The following is a 21,434-nucleotide window of genomic DNA, read 5'->3' as shown; positions in this document are numbered from 1 at the left end:
AAACGACGCTATCGCGGCACTTGTGACAAATGATAATACCTCTCATTTACATTTTCTGACAACTTGCCGGAACCCAAGGTCAGCCCATGCAATCCTCCCTTCCCTCCGTGGCGCCGGCCTCCCCGGCCTCCCCGGCCGACGCGCCCGACTGGCCCGACGACTTCGCACACCGCTACAGCGACGCCGGCTATTGGCAAGACACGACTTTCTTCGATGCGCTCGACGCGCAAGCGCAGCGCGATCCCGATGCGCTCGCGATCGTCGACGGCGCCAGCCGGCTCAGCTATCGCGACCTGCTGGCGCGCATCCGCCAGCTGGCGGGCGGCTTCGCGCGTCTCGGCCTGACGCGCGGCGACGCGGTCGTCGTCCACCTGCCGAACGGCGCACGCTTCATCGAGACGTGTTTCGCGCTGTTCCAGCTCGGCGTGCGGCCGGTGCTCGCCCTCCCCGCGCACCGGCACTACGAGATCGGCGCGTTCTGCCGCTTCGCCGGCGCGCGTGCGTATCTGGGCGCGGCGCAACTCGGCGAATTCGACTGCCGGCCACTCGCAGCCGCGTTGCAGGCCGATTGCCCGACGCTCGAGCACATCGTGATGGCCGGCGACGATCACGCGTTCACGCCGTTCGACGCGCTGTACGATGCGCCGCCGCTGCGCGAATGCGCGGCACGCGCCGACGACATCGCGTGCTTCCAGTTGTCGGGCGGCACGACCGGCACGCCGAAGCTGATTCCGCGCCGTCATCGCGAATACCTGTACAACGCGCGCGCGTGCAGCGCCGCGAGCGGCTTCGACGCCGATACCGTGTATCTCGCCGCGCTGCCGATGGCGCACAACTTCACGCTGTGCTGCCCCGGCACGATCGGCGCGCTGCTCGCGGGCGGTCGCGTCATCACGACCGGGCGGCCCGAGCCCGAACAGAGCTTCGCGCTGATCGCGCAGGAGCGCGTCACGCATACCGCGCTCGTGCCGCCGCTTGCGCTGCTGTGGCTCGACGAACAGCCGCAACGGCAGGCCGACCTGTCGAGCCTGCGCGTGCTGCAGGTCGGCGGCGCACGACTGATGGACCACGCGGCCGCGCGCGTGACGCCCGTGCTCGGCTGCCGGCTGCAACAGGTGTTCGGGATGGCGGAGGGGCTCATCTGCTGCACGCGGCTCGACGATCCGCCCGAACGGATTGCGCACACGCAGGGCCGCCCCGTGTCGGACGGCGACGAAATACGCATCGTCGACGATGCCGGCGAACCGGTCGCACCCGGTGAAATCGGCGAACTGCAGGTACGCGGCCCGTACACGATCCGCGGCTACTACCGGCTCGCCGAGCACAACGCGACCGCGTTCACGGCCGACGGCTTCTATCGCAGCGGCGACCGCGTGCGTCGCACCGCGGACGGCGACCTCGTCGTCGAAGGCCGCGACAAGGACCAGATCAATCGCGGAGGCGAGAAGGTCTCCGCCGAGGAAGTGGAGAACCTGTTGCTCGCCCACCCGCAGGTGCATGACGCGGCCGTGGTCGCGATGCCCGACCCGCTGCTCGGCGAGCGCACGTGCGCGTTCGTCGTCGCCCGCGCACCCGCACCGTCCAGGCTCGTGCTGAAACGCTACCTGCGCGACTGCGGGCTCGCGGCGTTCAAGATTCCGGATCGCATCGAGTTCATGCCGCGCTTCCCGGAAACCGGCATCGGCAAGACCAGCAAGAAATCGCTGCGCGACCTGCTGCGCCGCCAGCTGCAGGCGGCGGCCGCATGAGCGCACGACCGACCGAGTCGAGCTGGATCCGCGAACTGCGCCTGTCGCCGTGCCCGCGCGCGCAGCTCGTCTGCTTTCCGCACGCCGGCGGCACCGCGAATTTCTTTCGCGGCTGGAGCCGCGCGCTGCCGTGGGATGTCGACCTGCTCGCGCTGCAGTATCCGGGCCGCGAGGAACGCTTCGGCGAGCCGTGCCTGACGTCGATCGACGCACTCGCCGGTCCCGCCGCCGACGCGCTGCAACGCTATACCCATGCGCCGCTCGTGCTGTTCGGGCACAGCCTCGGCGCGGCGCTTGCCTTCGAGGTGGCGGCGCGACTCGAAGCGCGTGGCGCGGCGCCGCTTTACCTGGCCGTGTCCGCGTTGCCGCCGCCGCATCGCCAGCGCCTGTCGGACCTGCACCTGCAATCCGACGATGCGCTCGTGGGCGATGTCGCGCGGCTGTCCGGCGAGCACGCCGCGCTGCTCGCCGACCCGGAAATGCGCGCGATCTACCTGCCGATGATCCGCAGCGACTACCGCGCGATCGAGACGTATCGCCGCGACCGGCCGCCGCGGCTCAATACGCCGCTCAGCGTGATGCTGCCGCTTGCCGATTCCGAGCTCGACAACGACGAAGCGTACGCGTGGCAGGACGTCGCGTCGCGCCCGATCCGCATCGAGACGTTCAGCGGCGACCACTTCTATCTGCGCCACCAATACCCGACGGTGATCGCGCATCTGGTCGAACGGATCGACCAATCCCTTCGTTACGGAAAGGAGTACACATGAAGACACCGGACGCCTGCACGGGGCTGCCCGACATTCGCGAAGCCATCGATCGCCTGGACGCCGACATCATCCAGGCGCTCGGCCTGCGCATGCAATACGTGAAGGCTGCATCGCGATTCAAGCCCGACGAAGCGAGCATCGCCGCGCCGGAACGGGTGGCCGCGATGCTGCCCGACCGGCGCCGCTGGGCCGAACAGGCCGGCCTCGACGGTGACTACGTCGAGACGCTGTTCTCGGGCCTGATCGCGTGGTACATCGCGCAGCAGACACAATATTGGCGGCAACAGCGGGGGCTCGCATGAACGCCGGCCTCCCGCTGCTGCACGATACGTTCGTCCGTGCGGCCCGCCGCGCCGCCGACACCGGCACGCCGACGCTCGCGTCGGTGTCGGTGCCGCTGCGCCCGCTCGACTTCTTCGACCTGATCGCCGCGTGGGACGACGGCGCCACGCCGTGGTTCTTCCACGAAGCCGGCGATGCGTCCGTCACGCTGTTCGGCTGGGACGGCGCGCTCGAACTGACCGCCACCGGCGACACGCGCTTCGCGCAGATCGATGCGCGCTGGCGCGCGCTCGTTCGCGATGCGGTGACGGCCGGCCCGCAACCGCCGCGCCTCGTCGGCGGCTTCCGGTTCGATTCGCACGGCGCGCGCAGCGCACACTGGGCGCCGTTTCCCGACGCGAGCATGACGGTGGCGAAGCTGCTGATCGTGCGCGAAGGCGACGCGCACTGGGCCGTCTGCCAGCACGTCGTCGCCGCGCACGACGATCCGGCCGCGCTCGCGCATGCGTGCCTCGCGCGCATCGAGTCGCTCGGCACGCTCGCCGCCGCCCATGACGACGATGCGCCGCACCTGCTGCACACGCAGGCGCTGCAAGCGAGCGAATGGCAACACGAAGTCCGGCGCGCGGTGGACGCGATCCACGGCGGCAGGTTCGGCAAGGTCGTGCTCGCGCGCGACGTGCTCGACCAGTACGCGCGGCCCGTTGCCGTCGTGCCGCTGCTGCGCCGGCTGCGCAAGCGCGACGCGCATGCGCACCTGTTCGCGGTCCGCCGTGAAGGCGCCTGCTTCGTCGGCGCCACGCCGGAGCGGCTCGCGCGTGTCGCGGCCGGCGACGTGCGCACGCATGCGCTGGCCGGGACGATCCGGCGCGGTGCCACGCCTGATGACGATCGCGCGCTCGGCGCGGCGCTGATGGATTCCGCGAAGGAACGCTTCGAACACGCGCTCGTCGTCGACGCGATCCGCGCGGCGCTCGCGCCGCTGTCGCGCGCGCTCGACGTGCCCGAGCAACCGTCGCTGCACCGGCTGCCGAGGCTGCAGCACCTGAGCACGCCGATCCGCGCGACGCTGAAGGCGGATGCGACGCTGCTGCAGGTCGTCGCGGCGCTGCACCCAACGCCGGCGGTGGCCGGCCATCCGCGCGCCGAAGCGCTTGACCACATCCGCGCGCATGAAGGCTTCGATCGCGGCTGGTATGCGGCGCCCGTCGGCTGGATCGACGCGCACGGCAACGGCGACTTCATCGTCGCGCTGCGCTCCGCGCTGGTCGACGGCGGCGCCTGCCGGTTGTTCGCGGGCTGCGGCATCGTCGCCGATTCCGATCCGGTCAACGAATATCAGGAGACCGAACTCAAGTTGTCGGGCATGCAGGCGGCGATCCGCGTGCGCGATGCGACGGCGGATGCCTATGCACGTGGCCCGGCGAAGGTATCGGCCTCGTCGACGGTCGACTGATGCGTCCGCGTGGCGGCCGCGCGCATCACAATAGCGGCAGCGTGAGCCGGATATGCTCGGCGAACGCCGCCGTCAGATGCGACGGCCGCTTGCGATCGAACTTCAGCGCAATGCCCACCGCCGGTAACGGTGGCAGGCGCGGATCGCCGGTGACGATCGCCAGGTCGGCCGGTACCGCCGTCTGCGTCATCACCGCGAACGCCTGCCCCGAACGCACCAGCGCGATCAGCCCCGCGAGACTGCTGCTCGCATACGCGACGCGGTAATCGCGGCCCGCGCGATCCAGCGCCTCGCAGGCGGCGATGTGATCGAGCGTGTCGCGATCGGACAGCGCCAGCGGCAACGGATCGAAATATGCGGGTTCGAGCCCCGGATAGCCGATCCAGACCAGTTGCTCGCGGCGAATGATGGCGTCGTTCGATCCGTCGTCCGGCAATGAAATCATCGCCAGATCGACTGCGCGTTTCTCCAGCTGCTCGATGAGCCGCGGCGTCGGCCCGCACACGACTTCGACGATCGCCTGCGGATGCTGGCTCGAGAACTGCCGCAACAGCGACGGCAGCCAGACTTCCGCGTAATCGTCCGGGCAGCCGAAGCGGATCGTCCCCGACAACCCCGTGCCGCACAGGTCGGCCATCGCCTCGTCGTGCAGCCGCAGGATGCGTTGCGCGTGCACCAGCAGCCGCTCGCCCGGGTGGGTCAGCACCACGCCGCGCCCGGTGCGCTGGAACAGCGGCTGGTCGACGACCTCCTCGAGCCGCTTCATCTGCTGGCTGAGCGCGGACTGGGTCCGGCCCACGCGCGCGGCCGCGCGGCTGAGCGCGCGCACCTCGGCGATCACGACGAACGAGCGCAGCAGGTCGATTTCGAGCGAAAGCGCCAAGGTATTAGCTCCTTTTCTACCTTGCATTAGAACTATTCGTTTCCATCAAACCAGACGCACGCCTAGACTGCAAGCGCCCCCTGCCCCTTTCCTGGAGACGCCCGATGTCCCTGAACGACGACCCGACCTTCTGGCGCCATGCCAGGCAGCACCTGGTCCGCTACGGCGGCACGTTCGAGCCGATGATCATCGAGCGCGCGCAAGGCAGCTTCGTGTATGACGCGGACGGCCGCGCGATCCTCGATTTCACGTCGGGCCAGATGAGCGCGGTGCTCGGCCACAGCCATCCGGAGATCGTGTCCGTGATCGGCGAATACGCGGGCAAGCTCGACCACCTGTTCAGCGGGATGCTGTCGCGGCCGGTCGTCGACCTTGCGACGCGCCTCGCCGACGTCACGCCCGCCGGACTCGATCGCGCGCTGTTGCTCAGCACCGGCGCGGAATCGAACGAAGCGGCGATCCGGATGGCGAAGCTCGTCACCGGCAAGTACGAGATCGTCGGCTTCGCGCAGTCGTGGCACGGGATGACGGGCGCGGCCGCGTCGGCCACGTACAGCGCCGGCCGCAAGGGCGTCGGGCCGGCCGCCGTCGGCTCGTTCGCGATTCCGGCGCCGTTCACGTACCGGCCGCGCTTCGAGCGCAACGGCGCCTACGACTACCTGGCCGAACTCGACTACGCGTTCGACCTGATCGATCGCCAGTCGAGCGGCAACCTCGCGGCGTTCATCGCGGAACCGATCCTCAGCTCGGGCGGGATCATCGAGCTGCCGGACGGCTATATGGCGGCGCTCAAGCGCAAGTGCGAGGAACGCGGGATGCTGCTGATCCTCGACGAGGCGCAAACGGGCGTCGGCCGCACCGGCACGATGTTCGCGTGCCAGCGCGACGGCGTGACGCCCGACATCCTGACGCTGTCGAAGACACTCGGCGCCGGGCTGCCGCTCGCGGCGATGGTGACGTCCGCGGCAATCGAGGAACGCGCGCACGAACTCGGCTACCTGTTCTACACGACGCACGTGTCGGATCCGCTGCCGGCGGCCGTCGGCCTGCGCGTGCTGGACGTCGTGCAGCGCGACGGGCTCGTCGAGCGGGCGAACGTGATGGGCGACCGGCTCCGGCGCGGCCTGCTCGACCTGATGGAACGCTTCGACTGCATCGGCGACGTGCGTGGGCGCGGGCTGCTGCTCGGCGTCGAGATCGTCAAGGATCGCCGCACGAAGGAACCGGCGGACGGGCTCGGCGCGAAGATCACGCGCGAATGCATGAATCTCGGGCTCAGCATGAACATCGTGCAGTTGCCGGGCATGGGCGGCGTATTCCGGATCGCGCCGCCGCTGACCGTCAGCGAAGCGGAAATCGATCTCGGGTTGTCGTTGCTCGAACAGGCGATCCGGCGCGCACTATAACGGCACGCCTGGCACCGCACGCTGCGAAACCTAATCGAGCCGCCCGGTCCGGAACACACTGCGCAATTCGTCGTGGTTGTGGACGTTGAGCCGGCGATAGATCTTGCGAACATGATCGACGACGGTGCTGTCACGCAGCGCGAAGTCGCGCGCAATCTCGCTGTGCGAGCGGCCCAGCACGAGCTGCTCACAGAGTTCGCGTTGTCGCTCGGTCAGGCCGAACGCGAAACCGAGTCGTTCGACCATCAGCCTGAGCGGCGGAAAGTGTTCGATATGGATCACGATCGCGGCATCGCGTTGCAACGCGACCGCGTCGGTACATCGATAGGCCTTGAAGCGGAAACGCCCCGCAGGGTTGCGGCGCTCGAGCGTCGCAGGGGGTGCCGGGTAGCCGAGCCAGGTTCGTTTGAGGTTCGACCCTAGCGGCGCAAGCCAGTCCGGCAAGCGTTCGTGACGATAGAACGCGAGCGGCTCGCCGGTCGCGAGCGCCAGCATCCGGACGCTGTCCGCGTTGTGCAGCAGGAGCCGGCCGTCGTCGTCGACCACCAGGGTCGCGGACTCGCTGCATTCCGATTCGTGCAGCGTGGGCTGCACGGGCCGCGACAGCGCATGGGCCAGATGCCGCGCCACGGGTTCGATGTCGCGATGGTTCTTTTCCGAGAACGGACGACAGCCCGATGCGCGCGACAGCAGCAGGCTGCCCCAGCCGCGCGTGCCGTCCGTCGCGGTCAGCTCGAGACAGTGGCGCATCGACATCGGCCGCCACAGGTCCGCGTACATCTCGCTCGACAGCAGTGCATCGTCGTGGTGCGCGCTGTTGTCGAAACCGTGTCCGCGGCGCATCGCATCGGAAAACGTGACGCCCGGCACCTTCTGCCGCTCGGTGTCGTGGATGTGCGAGAAATACGCCGGCAACAACGCGTACACCGCTTCGTTTTCGCTGTACACGTCCGACACGGCGTAGTGCTCGTCGGCATAGAAGAACATGCCCCAATCGGCACCGACGATGTGCCGGGCCGCCTCAACCACGTGAGGAATGATGAGGCGCGGCTCGACGGCGAGCGAACAGAGCCGCCGAATATGACTCGCAAGCGCGACGTGTTTGTCAGACATGAATGCGCTCCTCGAACATGCACCAGATTCGTTCGCGCGTCATGGCGAGACGCTCGACTGCATACGTTTCGCGATGTCTGTGCAGTGTAGGCATTCCACATGACAACGACGGCAAATACCCCCTTTCAAGAGGGCGTTAAACCGGCATGCGGGTTCTATCATTCCGCCATTCCGGCTGCATTCGCGTGACGAAACCACTCTGCGTTCGGCATGGGGGATTTGTCCGGCGCGATGCAGTGGGCGGAATGACCCGATTCACGATGCGCGAGTCAAACGCGCACAAGACGACTCGACACGTGCGACAGAACCATGGCGCGAAGCCGCGCATGCCGATGCGTCAGTCGCCGGATCACTTTGGGGAATGGCCGGGGGAGGATCGACGTTGCGCGTACGGAACGTCGACATACGCGGACGATGCAGCATCCGCGTCGTGGTTGTTGCATTGCTTGTTCATGTGAGGTGCCACGATGAAGAGCATGTACAAGGCGGCACTGGCCGTCGTTTGTGTGGTGGGTGCGTCGGGCCTCGCCCGGGCGCAGGACGATGGCGCAGCGTCAGCGTCGAGCAAGCCGTCCGACTCGGCGATCAGCGCGACGTCGATGGGCAGCATGCCCAGCGCCGGGGCGCAGGCAGGTGGGCCGACCGGGCTCACGCGCGCACAGGTCAAGGAGGAATACCAGCGGATGCAGAAGTCGGGGGAACTCCAGCGTCTCAACCAGCTGTACGAAGGCGGCCAGTAGCGGCAGATATCCGGCTCGGCGTGGTCGCTCGTGTATCGGGTGGGGGTGGCTGGCGCGACCATGCATGGCCGGCGGATGGATGACGAGCAGAAACGCGCGCGGCGTTCCTTCATGCCGAGCGCGGCAGGTTGAAAAAAAGCACGGACCGTATCCGTCCGTGATGCATGCACGACCGTGCATGCCAGCGCGCCGCCGGCTTGTTGCAGGCCGGCGGGCATCCCGAATGACGCACGCACACAAGCCTGCTCGACCCTGTCGACGGCCAGCCGATTCACGCTCGTGTCGGCGAGCGTCAGCCCGCTTCGGCCGCCCACGCGACCGCATCGGCGCCGGCCGGAATGCGCATCGGGCTCGACGGATCGGTCGCCGCACGCCACACGGCTTCGGCGACGTCCTGCGCGTGGGTGATCGGCGCGGCTTCGTCGACGATGCGCGCAAAGACCGCCGCGGAAAATTCCGCATAAGCCTCGTGCTCGAAGCCGTGCATGTGCGCGCGTGCGTTGTCGGCGAAACGCGTGTCGGGCGCACGGCCCGGCAACACGAGATGCGCACGCACGCCGAACGGCGCGAGTTCGAGCGCCACCGATTCGGTGTACGCATTGACCGCCGCCTTGCTGGCGCGATAGGCGGCGAGCAGCGGCAGCACCTTCAGCGTGACGCTCGACGTGACGTTCACGACCACGCCAGCCCCACGCCGGCGCAACTGCGGCAGCACGGCTTCCGTCACCGCGATCGTGCCGATCGTGTTGGTTTCGAACAGCGCGCGCACGGTGTCGATCGGCATCAGTTCGGCCGGTGCGGCCGCGCCGAAACCCGCATTGTTGACGAGCACGTCGATCGGGCCGGCGGCGTCGATCGCCGCGCGGATGCTGTCGGGATTCGTGACATCGAGCGCCAGCACGCGCAGGTTCGCCGACGGCGGCAGCACGTCCTCGCGCGGCGTACGCATCGTCGCGACGACCTGCCAGTCACGGGCCAGGAAGTAACGGGCAATCTCGAGGCCGAAGCCGGAGGAACAGCCGGTGATCAATACGGTCTTCATGCGAACTCACTCCTGTGACGTGTTGAGCATGTGTTCGTACGATAGATGGCCGGATCCGTATTCGCTACAATCGAAAATCCGATTTTCTTTTGCGAGAGTCCGGCGATGATCGATCCGTTGGCCGAGGTCGTGACGCTGCTGCAGCCGAGCACGCGGTATTCCAAGCTGGTTCACGGCGCAAGCCCCTGGCGCATCAGCCGGACGGTTGCCGGCGAGCCGTTCTATTGCGCGGTCCTGGATGGCGGGTGCCGGGTCGCGATCGACGGACATCCGCCGATCGATCTGCTGCCCGGCGATTTCGTGTTGATTCCGGCCGCCTACGGCGTCTCGATATCCAGCTTCGAACTGCCGCCGCCGGGTGTCGAAACGGCCGCCCCGGTCGTGCTCGACAACAGCGAATACCGGATCGGCGACGCGGACCGCCCGGTCGACACGCGCCTGATGGCCGGCAATTGCAGCTTCAGTTCGCCCGACGCTGCGCTGCTGGTGTCGCTGCTGCCGCAATACGTGCACGTGCGCGGCGAGCCGCGTCTGACCACGCTCGTGCAACTGGTGCGGGACGAATCGCGTGCGCAGCGGCCCGCGCGCGAACTCGTGCTGTCGCGCCTCGTCGAAGTGTTGCTGATCGAGGCATTGCGGTTCTCGGCCGGCACGGATGCGTCGCCCGGCCTCGTGCGCGGGCTCGCCGACAGCCGTCTCGCCGCCGCGATCCGCGGCATGCACGCACGCCCCGCGCACCCGTGGACGGTCGTCGAACTCGCCAGGGAAGCGGCGCTGTCGCGCTCGACCTTCTTCGAACGCTTCAGCCGCGCAGTCGGCGTCGCGCCGATGGAATACCTGCTCACGTGGCGCATGGCGCTCGCGAAGAACCTGCTCCGTCGCGACGAAGGCCGCATCGCGGAGATCGCCGGGCGCGTCGGCTACAGTTCCGCCAGCACCTTCAGCGTCGCGTTCACGCGGCACGTCGGCCGGCCGCCCGCGCAATATGCGCGCGACGAACGCGCAGCGAGCGACGAATGACCCGCGTCCGCCACCGCCCTCCCGCGACACGCGGTCACGCTCCGTCACGCGACGGCGATGCACGAGGCACTCGATGACGACAACGGCAAAGGACGTCGGCGCACCCGACCACTGGCTCGTCGCGCGGCGCGATGCGGAAACCGGCATCGAAAGCCTGCATGCGCATTTCAACGGCCATGCATACGACGCGCACGATCACGACGACATGCTGGTCGGCTTCACCGAACAGGGCGTACAGCAATTCCACTGCCACCGGTCGATGCATACGAGCGTGCCGGGCCGCGCGATCCTGATCGAGCCGGGCGCACTGCACGATGGCCATGCGCCCGAAGCCGGCGGCTTCACCTACGGGATGCTGTACCTGCCGCAAGCGTGGGTCGAGTGCGCGGCGCGCCGGCTCGACCTGCCGGGCCTCGTCGGCGTCGAGGCGTCGTTCGGCCATACACTCGTCGACGATCGCGGCCTCGTCGACGCGATCCGCCAGGCGTTTCTCGCGATCCACGGCAACGAAGGCAAGCTCGCGCGCGACCAGACGCTCGACCGCCTGCTGATCCGGCTCGGCGGCGAACTGCGCGGGCCGCTCGTGCTGGAAAGCGCCGTCGTGCCGCCCGCGATCGCACGCGTGCGCGATCTGCTGCATGAACACATGGACGGCAACATCGGGCTCGACGAGCTGGCCAGCGTCGCCGGGATCGACCGGTTCCGGCTGACGCGGCTGTTCCAGCGTGCGTTCGGCACGTCGCCGCACGCGTACCTGGTGCGCTTGCGGCTGCGTGCCGCGCGCCGGCTGCTGGCGGCCGGCCGCACGCCCGCGCAGGCCGCCGCGGACGTCGGTTTCGCCGACCAGAGCCACCTGGGCCGCTGGTTCCGCCGCGCGTACCGGATCACACCGGCCGCCTACCGGCAACTGTGCACAAACGTTCCAGACTGATCGTGCGCGGCATCCGATCATGAGCGTCTCTACAAGGAGCACTCATGTTCGATACCAAGGTCGCGCTGATCGTGCGCGACGATCTCGCCGCGTGGCAAAAACTCAATGTCGTCGCGTTTCTCGCGACAGGCATTGCGGCCGAAGCACCCGAAGCACTCGGCGAGCCGTACGAGGATGCGGCGGGACGCCGCTACGGCCGCATGCTGGGCCAGCCGATGCTGGTGTTCGCGGCCGACCTGAACGGCCTGCAGGCCGCACACCGGCAGGCGCTGTCGCGCGAACTCACGATCGTGCCCTACGTGCATGCGATGTTTTTGACCGGGCACGACGCGGCCAACCGCGAAGTGTTTCGCGCCGGCGATGCGGAGAATCTCGACTTCGTCGGGCTGGCGCTGCGTGGGCCGAAGAAGGCGGTGGAGAAAGCCGTGAAGGGGCTGGCGTTGCATGCTTAAACGCCGGCGAAGCCGCCCCGGCGGCCCGATTCAGCGATGCGCGAGCACGTTGACGAGCTTGCCGAACGGGTCGCGCACATAGAACCGCCGCACGCCCCACGGCTCGTCAGCCGGGCCGTACTCGACCGGAATCCCGGCCGCAAGCACACGCGCGAGTGCTTCATCGACGTCGTCGACCTCGATCGACAGATCGGGCGTCGGCGTGCCCGATCCGCCCTCCAATGCGAAGCTGATCTGCACGTCCATCTGCTCGGCATTGCCGTAGGTCGCGATCCAGCCGTGATCCATCAGCAGGTCGAGGCCGAAGATCCGTTGGTAGAAACGCTTTGCATCGTCGACTGATCGGGTGTCGATATTGGCGACGATCCGTTTGACTTTCATCGGGTGCCTGCGCGGGTCGTGACAGTACCGCGACGCTACACCGGAACGGCCCGCGCAACCAGTGCGTCAGCGGCCGGCCGCCTCCATGTTCGCCCGCCGCGCCCGCGCGGGCCGCTCCACGCGCTTGCCGGCCAGCCACACGCCGATCGCGACGACCACGATGCCGAGATAGGTCGTCACCTCGATCCGGTCGCCGAACATCCATGCGGCCCACATCAGCGTCACGGGCGGTTCGAGATAGACGAGGGTCGCCACGCGCGTCGCGGGCATGCGCTTGAGCAGCGCCCACAGCGACAGGTAGGCGATGAAGGTCGAGAACACCGTCAGCCACACGACGGAGACCCACACGTTCGGCTGGGTCGGCACGTGCAGGTCGCCCGTGACGATCCCGCACACCGCGAACAGCACGAGGCTCACGCATCCCTGCACGAACAGCGGCAGGAACAGGCCGTCCTCGTTGCTGCGCGCGGCCGTCAGCGCGCGGCGCCGCTGATAGATCGTCGCGATCGACAGCCCCAATGCGGACACCAGCGGCAGCAGGTACATCACGAGCCCGACCGACCCGGCCGGCAGCGCATATTGCCCGCCGATCACGATGCCCACGCCGACGAACCCGACGACGAGCCCGGCCCACTGGCGCGCCCCGCTGCGCTCGCTGCCTTCCACCGCCGTCATCGCGGCCGTGATGAGCGGCTGCATCGCGGCGACGATCGCGGCGATGCCGGGCGGCAGGCCATGCTGAATCGCGACGTACACGCAGGCCAGGTAAAGAAACTGCGACAGGAAGCCGATCACCGCGTGATAGCGAAGCTTCTCCCACGTCAGGCGCCCGAGCTGCCGGTTGAGGACGATCGCCAGGCACAGCGTGACGAGCAGGAACCGCCAGAACAGCAGGTTGAACGCGCCGGCCGTCTCCGCGCCGAGCTTGGCGCCGATGAAGCCGGAACTCCACGACAACACGAAAACGAGCTGGAGCAGGAATAACCGCATGGCGCGACGGCTCTCAGAAAGTTGCCGGGGACAGACGCTGGTCTGCCAGATCCCCGGGGCGAATCGGTTCGATCCCGAGGCGGTGATACTGCAGTTCGGCGTCGTCCCGGAGCGCGCGCTGCAGCGCCAGCCAGTTGACGACCGTGCGCGGGATGCCGTCGTCCGACGCGAGATGCCAGAACCCGTTGTCGTCCTCCCGCGTGGTCGGGCAATGAAACGACAGCACCAGCGACATGCGCCGTCCCGCCTCGACCGGTTCGACGCCATGGAACAGCTTGCTGCCGTAGATGAGCAGCGCGTCGCCCGCGTTGTCCAGGTTCGCGGTCTTCACATGCCGGCGTTCGCGATCGTGGCGGTCGAACGTCTCCGCGGTCGATTCGTAGAACAGAAAGTTTCCGCCCTCGTAGTCGGATCGATCCGACAGCACGATGTTCAGCACGAAGCTGGTGCCGTCGGTATGCCACATGCCCAGCTGTTCCTTGCCGTCGCGCTGATCCGTCGGGTAGTAGTAGTTGAACTGCGACCGCGCATTGACCATCGGATACGGAATCAGCGGCACACCGGCCAGACGCGACACCCTCAGCAGGAATGCGCGGTCGTGCATCATGTCGTCGATGAACCGCGAGCGCTCCGTCACCGCACGCACGCGCTTCGAGATGATCCAGTTGCTGCTCGACGCACTGCGCTCCAGCGCGCGGCCGATCTCGCGCAGCGCATGAACCGCTTCGTCCGAAAACAAGCCGCGAAGATGGCACACCGCGTTGAGCGCGTCCGAGCGCGTGCCGCGCATCGGCACGCCGCGATAGCCGAGGGCGTCGAGATTGCGCCGGTATCGCACTTCATAGCCGTCGCGCAGGCAGGCGCTGCCCCAGCGCATCGGTTCCGTCGCGGCGTCCAGCGAGCCGTCGACATTCGCGCCGCCGGACAGCGACGTCTGCAGCGCAAGCCTCACCCGATCGAACCCTCGCGCAAACACCGGCAATGCATTTCCCTTGTTCATCGCGTGCCTCGCTGTCGTGGTTGCGGCATTCAGCCCTTGAACTGGGCGATCTGGTACACGACGCTGCCGTCGCCGCTGTGCAGTTCGTCGATCACGCGGCAATTGGCATGGCTGTGGCGCACGTGACGGAATTGCTCCGGCGTGTATTTCAGGCAGACGTTGGTGATCAGATGCCCGTCGGCCCCGGCTTTCGATACCGGTTGCAACGTGACCGCCACGTGGAACTGGTCGCCGAGCAGATTGAGCCGGACGATCGATACATGGTGCTCGCCGAGCGGTTCGAAGCCTTGCTGCCGGCTGACGACTTCGGAAAACCGCACCATGTTCTCGTTCCGGTAGAAGTTGTAGATGGGCTCCTCTCTCCCCTCGACCAGCAACTGCATCTCCGACACGACGTAGGTCGATTTGCCGCCGAGATTGCGGATGAGCCGGCCGATCGTCACGGGCAATTCGTTGCCTTCCTGGAAACCGAGCATCGTGATGAACGTCACGTCCTGGCCCACGTCGATGTGGTTCCATTGCACGTTCCGGTAATCGTCGGCGATGTAGTTGAAACAGCCGGGCGTTTTCAGGAACGGCATGATCGCGTGCCGCATCGCGTCTTCGGACGACTCGTTGATGTCGACGGCCGTATAGCGCAGATGGTCCGGGCCGCAGCCGCTGACGGCCTTCACGAGTTCGGTCGTCTTGACCGGCTCCGGCCCGAGCTCGATGTAATGCACATCGCGGCCGCGCGACAACGTCGCGAGCCGCTCGCTCAACTGGCCGATCGCTTCGCGCAACGAACCGTTGCCGTCGCGGTCCGCGCACAGCGCGGGGCTCCGCACGCCCAGCTCGTTCAGGTTGCGCATCAGCGAAAACACCTCGCGCCCTGCTTCCTTTCTCCTCGCGTCATCGTCGCTGCGCTTGAGCGTCGAATACTTTTCGTGATTCTCGACCGTCCATACCGACTCGGCCTTCAACTTCCTGTCCCGCACCAATGCATCTACAACGAAATCATTGATCGACATGAATCGTTCCCCGGATACGTGCAACGCGCGACCGGCTGCCTGCCGTTGTCTGCCTGTTGACCGAGAATATGGGATGCCCAATAATTCCGTCAATCGACATTACCTGAATCACTGATTCGGAAAAACCAAATCATGCCGCGCACCCTGGACGTCGACCTGCTGCGAACCTTCCACGCCGTCGCGAAGCTCGGCCGCTTCAAGGATGCGGCCGCTCATGTGAATCGCAGCCCGTCGTCGGTCACCGCGCAGATCCAGAAGCTCGAGGAAATGGTCGCGCAGCGCCTGTTCACGCGGAACAACCAGGCCGTAGAACTCACGCAGTACGGCCACAAGCTGCTGAGCGACACCACCGAGTTTCTGCTGAGCCACGACCGGCTCGTCGAATCGCTGTCGCCGCAGATGCTGACCGGCAAGCTGCGGCTCGGCATCCCCGATTCGTACGCCGCGCACTTCATGGCGGAATTCCTGCCGCGCTTCGCCGCCGACCGGCCGCTGCTCGAACTGACGGTCGAGGCGCGCTCCAGCGAAGAGCTGCAGTCGCTGTTCTCGCGCGGCCAGCTGGACATCACGATCGCCGTGGTGCCGAAAGCGACGCCGCACGGCGAGCTGCTCAGCAAGACCCATCCGGTGTGGGTCGCCGCGCGAACCTTCAAGTTCAATCCCGACGCACCGCTGCCGATCGCCGTGCAACTGCAGGGCTGCCCGTACCGCGACACCGCACTGAATGCGCTGAAGAAGGCGAAGATCCCGCACCGGATGCTGCTCGAAAGCGCCAGCTCGCCGGCGGTCGAGGCGTGTATCGCGAACGGCCTCGCGGTCGGCCTGATCGAACACGATCGCGTGTCCGGCAACCTGACGAGCCACGTCGCCGGGATCGTGCTGCCCGATCTCCCGCCGCACCTGATCACCATCCTGACGGACGACAGCAATCGCGCCGCGCTGCATCTGCGCGACGTACTGAAAAGCACGTTCAGGATCGGATGAAGACAAGGCCGGGAACCGGCCTTGCATGAGAAAGCGAAAGAGGAAGCGCCGCCGGCCCGTTGCAGGCCGGCGGCTTTCGGCATCAACCGCCGAGGTAGGCTTGCTTGATGCGATCGTTCGCGAGCAGGTTCGCGCCCGTATCGGCGAGCACCACGCGTCCCGTTTCGAGCACGTAGCCGCGATCGGCCACACCCAGCGCCTTGTTCGCGTTCTGCTCGACGAGGAACACCGTGACGCCTTCGTCGCGGATCGTGCGGATGATGTCGAAGATCTGCGCGATCACGAGCGGTGCGAGACCGAGCGTCGGCTCATCGAGCAGCAGCAGACGCGGCTTGCTCATCAGCGCGCGGCCGATCGCCAGCATCTGCTGTTCGCCGCCCGACATCGTGCCGGCCCGCTGCGTCGCGCGCTCCTTCAGGCGCGGAAACAGCTTGAACACGTGCTCGATGCCGTCGTCGATCTCGTGACGGCTCGCGAAGAAGCCGCCCATCTTCAGGTTCTCGAGCACCGTCAGGCTCGGGAACACGCGCCGCCCTTCCGGCGAGATCGCCATCCCCTGCCGCATGATCTGGTGCGTCGACATCGCGGTGATGTCCTTGCCCTCGAACAGCACGCGGCCCGACGACGCGCGCGGCGTGCCGCACACGGTCATCATCAGCGTCGTCTTGCCGGCACCGTTGCTGCCGATCAGCGTGACGATCTCGCCCTTGTTCACCTCGATCGACACGCCCGCGAGCGCCTCGACCGCGCCGTAGTGCGTATGGACCTGTTCCAGCTTCAGCATCACTCTTCCCCCAGATACGCCTTGATCACGCGCGGGTCGTTGCGGACCGCTTCCGGCGTGCCGATCACGATCGGCCTGCCGTGCTCCATCACCAGGATGCGGTCGGACACGCCCATCACGAGGCTCATGTCGTGTTCGATCAGCAGCACCGATACGCCGAACTCGCGGCGCAGCTTGTCGATCAGGTGCTGCAGTTCGATCTTCTCCTGCGGGTTGAGGCCGGCCGCCGGCTCGTCGAGCATCAGCAGGCGCGGCTCGGTGATCATGCAGCGCGCGATCTCCAGACGCCGCTGGTGCCCGTACGACAGCGTGCCCGCCGGCCGGTTGGCGACCGACGTCAGCCCCATTCGGTCGAGCCACACGGCCGCGCGTTCGAGCGCTTCCTTCTCGGCCCGGCGATACGCGGGCGTCGAGAACAGGCCGGGCAGCAGCCCCGCCTTCACCTTGCGGTGCTGCGCGACGAGCAGGTTCTCGACGACGGTCAGCGACTTGAACAGGCGGATGTTCTGGAACGTCCGCACGAGACCCTTCAACGCGATCTTGTGGCTCGGCAGCCCGCCAATCGCATGGCCGTCGAGCACGACGTCGCCGCCGGTCGGCTTGTAGAAGCCGCCGACGCAGTTGAACACCGTGGTCTTGCCCGCGCCGTTCGGCCCGATGATCGCGAACACTTCATCGCGACGCACGTCGAAATCGATCCCGTCCACCGCGAGCAACCCGCCGAAGCGCATCTGCAGCCCGGCGACCTTCAACAGTTCCGTATTCGCGCTCATTGGGGCAGCTCCACGTGGGGACGGCTCGCAGGCAGCAGGCCCTGCGGACGCCACATCATCATCAACACCATCACGAGACCGAAGATCAGCATCCGATACTCGGCGAAGCCGCGCGCGACTTCCGGCAGCACGGTCAGCAGGATCGCCGCGAGAATCACGCCGAGCTGCGAGCCCATCCCGCCGAGCACGACGATCGCGAGGATCAGCGCCGATTCGATGAAGGTGAACGATTCAGGATTAACGAGGCCCTGGCGCGCCGCGAAGAACGCGCCGCCGATACCGGCGAACGCCGCGCCGAGCGTGAATGCCGACAGCTTGATGCGCGTCGGGTTCAGGCCCAGCGAACGGCACGCGATCTCGTCGTCGCGCAGCGCTTCCCACGCGCGACCCATCGGCATGCGGATCAGGCGGCTCGTCACGAACAGCGTGAAGCCCACCAGCACGAGCGCAAGCAGGTACAGGAAGATCACCACGTGGTCGCCGCTGTATTCCAGCCCGATCAGTTCGTGGAAGGTCTTCGCACCTTCGACGCTCGCGCTGCGCGCCATCTCGTAGCCGAACACGGTCGGTTTCGGAATGCCCGAGATGCCGTCCGGGCCACCGGTGAGGCTCGTCAGGTTGTTCGCGAGCAGGCGGATGATTTCGCCGAAGCCGAGCGTGACGATCGCGAGATAGTCGCCGCGCAGCCGCAGCACCGGGAAGCCGAGCAGGAAGCCGAACGTCGCGGCCGCGATCGCGGCGAGCGGCAGGCATTCCCAGAACGACAGCCCGAAGTACTGGTTCAGCATCGCGTACGTATAGCCGCCGACCGCGTAGAACCCGACATAGCCGAGATCCAGCAGCCCCGCGAAACCGACCACGATGTTCAGCCCGAGGCCGAGGATCACGTAGATCAGCGCGAGCGTCGCGACGTCCACCGCGCCGCGCGAGCCGAAGAACGGCCACACGAGCCCGACCGCGAGCAGCACCCAGACGATCACGCGCTGCTGCTGCGCGCCCATCGCGGGCATGGCCGGCAGCTTCACCGACGATTTCGCGCGTACGAGCCACGGTTTGAACAGCTGGAACAGGAACACGCCCGCGACCGCGATCCACACCGGCCGCCAGTGCGGCGTGAGCACCACCTGATAGCCTTCGAGCTTCAGTTGCAACCCGAGCACCGGAATCGTGAGGATCGCCGTCAGGAACGCGGCGGCCACGGCATTTTTCAGCGCCTGGCCGATCGATGCGTCGGCGACCGGGCGGCGAACGGAAATGACTTGACTCATCTGCGTCTCCCTCAAACCTTTTCGATGTCCGACTTGCCGAGCAGGCCGGTCGGGCGGAAGAGCAGGATCAGCACGAGCAGGCCGAACGCGACCACGTCCTTGTACTCGGCCGGCATATAGCCTGCGGCGAAGGTTTCAGCGAGGCCGAGCAGCACGCCGCCGAGCATCGCGCCCGGGATGCTGCCGATCCCGCCGAGCACCGCGGCGGTAAACGCCTTGATGCCCGCGACGAAGCCGATATACGGGTTCAGCTTGCCGATCGTCAGCCCGATCAGCACGCCGCCGACGGCCGCCAGCATCGCGCCGAGCACGAACGTGAACGAGATCACGCGGTTCGTGTCGATGCCGAGCAGGTTCGCCATCTTCATGTCCTCGGCGCATGCGCGGCACGCACGGCCCATCCGCGAATGCGAGATGAACAGCGTGAGCGCGATCATCAGCACGAGCGTCACGCAGACGATCATCAGCCGCGAGTACGGGATGGTCACGTCGAAGTCGCCACCGAGATGGATGTCGAACGCGCCCGAGATCAGCACGGGCACGGACACGTCGCGTGCGCCCTGGCCGATCTGCACGTAGTTCTGCAGGAAGATCGACATGCCGATCGCGGAGATCAGCGGCACGAGGCGCGGGCCGCCGCGCAGCGGCCGGTACGCGACGCGCTCGACCGCGAAACCGTACAGGCCGGTGACGATCACCGACACGATCAGCGCGGCGCCGAGCACGAGCGGCAGCGGATAGCCGGCCGAGATGCCGATTGCAGTGAGGGTCACGAGGCCCACGTACGCGCCGATCATGTAGATCTCGCCGTGGGCGAAGTTGATCATGCCGATGATGCCGTAGACCATCGAATAGCCGATGGCGATCAGCGCATAGATCGCACCCAGCGTCAGGCCGTTGACCAGCTGCTGGGCGAATTGAGGAAAGAAGTCAGTCATGTGCGGGAAGCTCCCGTTGGCGTTGTGTCGCCTGCCGTCGCCGGATCACGGCGTGGCCGCGCGCAACGCACGGTGTCGTCTCGGGCCGCCCCATGGCCGCGCAATGGGCAGATGCGTGGACAATACGCACCCGCCCCGTCCGGGTCGCGGACAGGGCGGAATGCGCGGGCGGGTACTCCGTATTACTTGGCGGCGGTCTTCGTCGCGTCCTTGTGCCACGTGTACACGACGAACTTGAACGCCTTCAGGTCGCCCTGTGCGTCATACGCGACCTTGCCGATCGGCGTGTCGAACGTCGTCTTGTGCATGTACGCGGCGACCTTGGTCGGATCGGTCGTCTTCGCGCCGGCGATCGAGTCGGCGATGATCTTCACCGCAGCGTACGACGGCATCTGGAACGGGCCGTTCGGGTCGCGCTTCTTGTCCGCGAACGCCTTCACGAGCGCCGCGTTGGCCGGATCGGCCGAGAAGTCGGCCGGCAGCGTGACGAGCATGCCTTCCGAGGTCGGGCCGGCGATCGCCGTCACGTCCTTGTTGCCCACGCCTTCAGGCCCCATGAACGTGGCCTTCACGCCCTGCTCGCGCGCCTGGCGCATCAGCAGGCCCATTTCGGGGTGGTAGCCGCCGAAGTAGACGAAGTCGACGCCTTGCGACTTCAGCTTCGTGATGATCGCCGAGTAGTCCGAATCGCCGGCGTTGATGCCTTCGAACAGCACGACCGGAATCTTCGCGGCTTCGAGGTCCTTCTTCACCGACGACGCGATGCCCTGGCCGTACGACTGCTTGTCGTGCAGGACCGCGACCTTCTTCGGCTTCACGTTGTTGATGATGTAGTGCGCGGCGGCCGGACCTTGCTGGTCGTCACGGCCGATCGTGCGGAAGATGAAGTGGCGCTTCTTGCCTTCCGTCAGCTGCGGCGCGGTGGCCGACGGCGTGACCATCACGATGCCTTCGTTCTCGTAGATGTCCGAGGCCGGGATCGTCGAACCCGAGCACACGTGGCCGATCACGTACTTGATCTTCTGGCTGACGATCTTGTTGGCGACGGCGACGGCCTGCTTCGGTTCGCATGCGTCGTCCATCATCACGACTTCAAACTTGTTGCCGCCCGCACCGCCTGCAGCGTTGACCTGCTCGATCGCGGTCAGCGCGCCGGCCTTCACCATGTCGCCGTATTGGGCGACCGAACCGCTCATCGGACCAGCGATGGCGATCTTCACGGTTTCCGCTTGCGCGGCGGCGGCGCCGGCGGCGAACAGCACGGCGGCGGAAATGGACGTAAGACGGGACAGCGTCATCTGGGAGCTCCTCGATGTTGTTTAGTCATACGGGCAAAGGCGGCATGACTTGCGCAATCGAACAGCACCCGGGGCGAGGACATGGGACACGCCCGAGACACATAGAAGACGGAACTCCAGCGGAATGTTGCGTAGCGGGGCCCGGCTCTTGCAGTCCCCAAAAGG

At 66.9% G+C, this 21,434-nt stretch carries 22 protein-coding genes; 10 read left to right on the top strand and 12 right to left on the bottom strand.

The genetic code is table 11. The annotated features are described in order from the left end of the window. Nucleotides 1–86: 86 nt before the first annotated feature. From CFB82_RS21670 to CFB82_RS21655, 4 genes are read left to right on the top strand one after another with little or no spacing between them, the layout of a single operon-like run. Nucleotides 87–1,748, top strand: a complete 1,662-nt coding sequence (locus CFB82_RS21670) for a (2,3-dihydroxybenzoyl)adenylate synthase (RefSeq protein ID WP_089485219.1) — start codon at nucleotides 87–89, stop codon at nucleotides 1,746–1,748. Then, nucleotides 1,745–2,518, top strand: a complete 774-nt coding sequence (locus tag CFB82_RS21665) for a thioesterase II family protein (protein ID WP_089485218.1) — start codon at nucleotides 1,745–1,747, stop codon at nucleotides 2,516–2,518. Before CFB82_RS21670 ends, CFB82_RS21665 begins: the two co-directional genes overlap by 4 nt. Then, nucleotides 2,515–2,820 carry an isochorismate lyase gene (locus tag CFB82_RS21660; protein ID WP_089485217.1) on the top strand — a complete coding sequence of 102 codons (306 nt, stop codon included), beginning with the start codon at nucleotides 2,515–2,517 and terminating at the stop codon, nucleotides 2,818–2,820. Before CFB82_RS21665 ends, CFB82_RS21660 begins: the two co-directional genes overlap by 4 nt. After that, nucleotides 2,817–4,256 (top strand): isochorismate synthase, encoded by a 1,440-nt coding sequence (locus tag CFB82_RS21655; RefSeq protein WP_089485216.1) that lies wholly within the window; start codon nucleotides 2,817–2,819, stop codon nucleotides 4,254–4,256. Before CFB82_RS21660 ends, CFB82_RS21655 begins: the two co-directional genes overlap by 4 nt. Before the next feature lie 25 nt (nucleotides 4,257–4,281). Here the strand turns inward: CFB82_RS21655 and CFB82_RS21650 are convergent, their stop codons facing one another. After that, nucleotides 4,282–5,166 carry a LysR family transcriptional regulator gene (locus CFB82_RS21650; RefSeq protein WP_069252302.1) on the bottom strand — a complete coding sequence of 295 codons (885 nt, stop codon included), beginning with the start codon at nucleotides 5,164–5,166 and terminating at the stop codon, nucleotides 4,282–4,284. Between the two features lie 77 nt (nucleotides 5,167–5,243). Here CFB82_RS21650 and CFB82_RS21645 point away from each other — a divergent pair, with 77 nt between their 5' ends. Continuing rightward, nucleotides 5,244–6,545 carry an aspartate aminotransferase family protein gene (locus CFB82_RS21645; RefSeq protein ID WP_089485215.1) on the top strand — a complete coding sequence of 434 codons (1,302 nt, stop codon included), beginning with the start codon at nucleotides 5,244–5,246 and terminating at the stop codon, nucleotides 6,543–6,545. Nucleotides 6,546–6,575: 30 nt separating this feature from the next. Here the strand turns inward: CFB82_RS21645 and CFB82_RS21640 are convergent, their stop codons facing one another. Beyond that, entirely contained in the window at nucleotides 6,576–7,658 is a 1,083-nt protein-coding gene (locus CFB82_RS21640) for a helix-turn-helix transcriptional regulator (RefSeq protein ID WP_089485214.1), read from the bottom strand. Between the two features lie 467 nt (nucleotides 7,659–8,125). Between CFB82_RS21640 and CFB82_RS21635 the strand changes: the two genes are divergently transcribed. Beyond that, nucleotides 8,126–8,398: a hypothetical protein gene (locus CFB82_RS21635; protein WP_069252305.1), complete on the top strand. Its 273-nt coding sequence runs from the start codon at nucleotides 8,126–8,128 to the stop codon at nucleotides 8,396–8,398. 292 nt (nucleotides 8,399–8,690) lie between these two features. Here CFB82_RS21635 and CFB82_RS21630 read toward each other — a convergent pair whose 3' ends face one another. After that, entirely contained in the window at nucleotides 8,691–9,440 is a 750-nt protein-coding gene (locus CFB82_RS21630; protein WP_089485213.1) for an SDR family oxidoreductase, read from the bottom strand. A 45-nt stretch (nucleotides 9,441–9,485) separates the two neighbouring features. On the opposite strand from CFB82_RS21630, the gene CFB82_RS21625 reads away from it, so the two are divergent. From CFB82_RS21625 to CFB82_RS21615, 3 genes are all read left to right on the top strand, one after another. Beyond that, on the top strand, nucleotides 9,486–10,460 hold the full coding sequence (locus CFB82_RS21625; protein WP_089485212.1) for an AraC family transcriptional regulator: 975 nt from the start codon (nucleotides 9,486–9,488) through the stop codon (nucleotides 10,458–10,460). Nucleotides 10,461–10,533: 73 nt separating this feature from the next. Then, on the top strand, nucleotides 10,534–11,391 hold the full coding sequence (locus CFB82_RS21620; protein WP_089485211.1) for an AraC family transcriptional regulator: 858 nt from the start codon (nucleotides 10,534–10,536) through the stop codon (nucleotides 11,389–11,391). A 44-nt stretch (nucleotides 11,392–11,435) separates the two neighbouring features. After that, nucleotides 11,436–11,843 (top strand): DUF2000 family protein, encoded by a 408-nt coding sequence (locus CFB82_RS21615; RefSeq protein ID WP_089485210.1) that lies wholly within the window; start codon nucleotides 11,436–11,438, stop codon nucleotides 11,841–11,843. A gap of 30 nt (nucleotides 11,844–11,873) precedes the next feature. Here the strand turns inward: CFB82_RS21615 and CFB82_RS21610 are convergent, their stop codons facing one another. The 4 genes from CFB82_RS21610 to CFB82_RS21595 all read right to left on the bottom strand — a co-directional run bounded on the left by CFB82_RS21610 (nucleotide 11,874) and on the right by CFB82_RS21595 (nucleotide 15,224). Beyond that, nucleotides 11,874–12,224, bottom strand: a complete 351-nt coding sequence (locus CFB82_RS21610; protein ID WP_089485209.1) for a VOC family protein — start codon at nucleotides 12,222–12,224, stop codon at nucleotides 11,874–11,876. A 66-nt stretch (nucleotides 12,225–12,290) separates the two neighbouring features. Continuing rightward, nucleotides 12,291–13,214 (bottom strand): DMT family transporter, encoded by a 924-nt coding sequence (locus tag CFB82_RS21605; RefSeq protein WP_089485208.1) that lies wholly within the window; start codon nucleotides 13,212–13,214, stop codon nucleotides 12,291–12,293. 13 nt (nucleotides 13,215–13,227) lie between these two features. Continuing rightward, nucleotides 13,228–14,214 (bottom strand): 2OG-Fe(II) oxygenase family protein, encoded by a 987-nt coding sequence (locus CFB82_RS21600; protein ID WP_089485207.1) that lies wholly within the window; start codon nucleotides 14,212–14,214, stop codon nucleotides 13,228–13,230. Between the two features lie 29 nt (nucleotides 14,215–14,243). Next, the gene (locus CFB82_RS21595; protein ID WP_089448182.1) at nucleotides 14,244–15,224 is read right to left on the bottom strand and encodes a hypothetical protein; all 981 of its coding nucleotides are present in this window, start codon (nucleotides 15,222–15,224) and stop codon (nucleotides 14,244–14,246) included. A gap of 132 nt (nucleotides 15,225–15,356) precedes the next feature. Between CFB82_RS21595 and CFB82_RS21590 the strand changes: the two genes are divergently transcribed. Next, nucleotides 15,357–16,208, top strand: a complete 852-nt coding sequence (locus CFB82_RS21590; protein WP_069252314.1) for a LysR substrate-binding domain-containing protein — start codon at nucleotides 15,357–15,359, stop codon at nucleotides 16,206–16,208. Nucleotides 16,209–16,290: 82 nt separating this feature from the next. On the opposite strand, the gene CFB82_RS21585 is transcribed toward CFB82_RS21590, so the two are convergent. The 5 genes from CFB82_RS21585 to CFB82_RS21565 all read right to left on the bottom strand — a co-directional run bounded on the left by CFB82_RS21585 (nucleotide 16,291) and on the right by CFB82_RS21565 (nucleotide 21,269). Next, entirely contained in the window at nucleotides 16,291–16,992 is a 702-nt protein-coding gene (locus tag CFB82_RS21585) for an ABC transporter ATP-binding protein (protein ID WP_039366289.1), read from the bottom strand. Then, nucleotides 16,992–17,765 (bottom strand): high-affinity branched-chain amino acid ABC transporter ATP-binding protein LivG, encoded by a 774-nt coding sequence (livG, locus tag CFB82_RS21580; protein WP_069252315.1) that lies wholly within the window; start codon nucleotides 17,763–17,765, stop codon nucleotides 16,992–16,994. The genes CFB82_RS21585 and livG overlap by 1 nt, the downstream gene beginning before the upstream one ends. Further along, nucleotides 17,762–19,033 carry a high-affinity branched-chain amino acid ABC transporter permease LivM gene (locus CFB82_RS21575; RefSeq protein ID WP_089485206.1) on the bottom strand — a complete coding sequence of 424 codons (1,272 nt, stop codon included), beginning with the start codon at nucleotides 19,031–19,033 and terminating at the stop codon, nucleotides 17,762–17,764. Before CFB82_RS21575 ends, livG begins: the two co-directional genes overlap by 4 nt. Before the next feature lie 11 nt (nucleotides 19,034–19,044). Beyond that, complete coding sequence (livH, locus tag CFB82_RS21570; protein WP_041493199.1) at nucleotides 19,045–19,971, bottom strand: high-affinity branched-chain amino acid ABC transporter permease LivH; 927 nt, start codon at nucleotides 19,969–19,971, stop codon at nucleotides 19,045–19,047. Nucleotides 19,972–20,153: 182 nt separating this feature from the next. Next, nucleotides 20,154–21,269, bottom strand: a complete 1,116-nt coding sequence (locus CFB82_RS21565; RefSeq protein WP_089485205.1) for a branched-chain amino acid ABC transporter substrate-binding protein — start codon at nucleotides 21,267–21,269, stop codon at nucleotides 20,154–20,156. Nucleotides 21,270–21,434: the final 165 nt, after the last annotated feature.

The sequence above is a fragment of the Burkholderia sp. HI2714 genome (assembly GCF_002223085.1).
Lineage (GTDB): Bacteria > Pseudomonadota > Gammaproteobacteria > Burkholderiales > Burkholderiaceae > Burkholderia > Burkholderia lata_D.
Note: the sequence above shows the minus strand (reverse complement) of the source record. Positions and strands in the feature narration are given on the sequence as shown.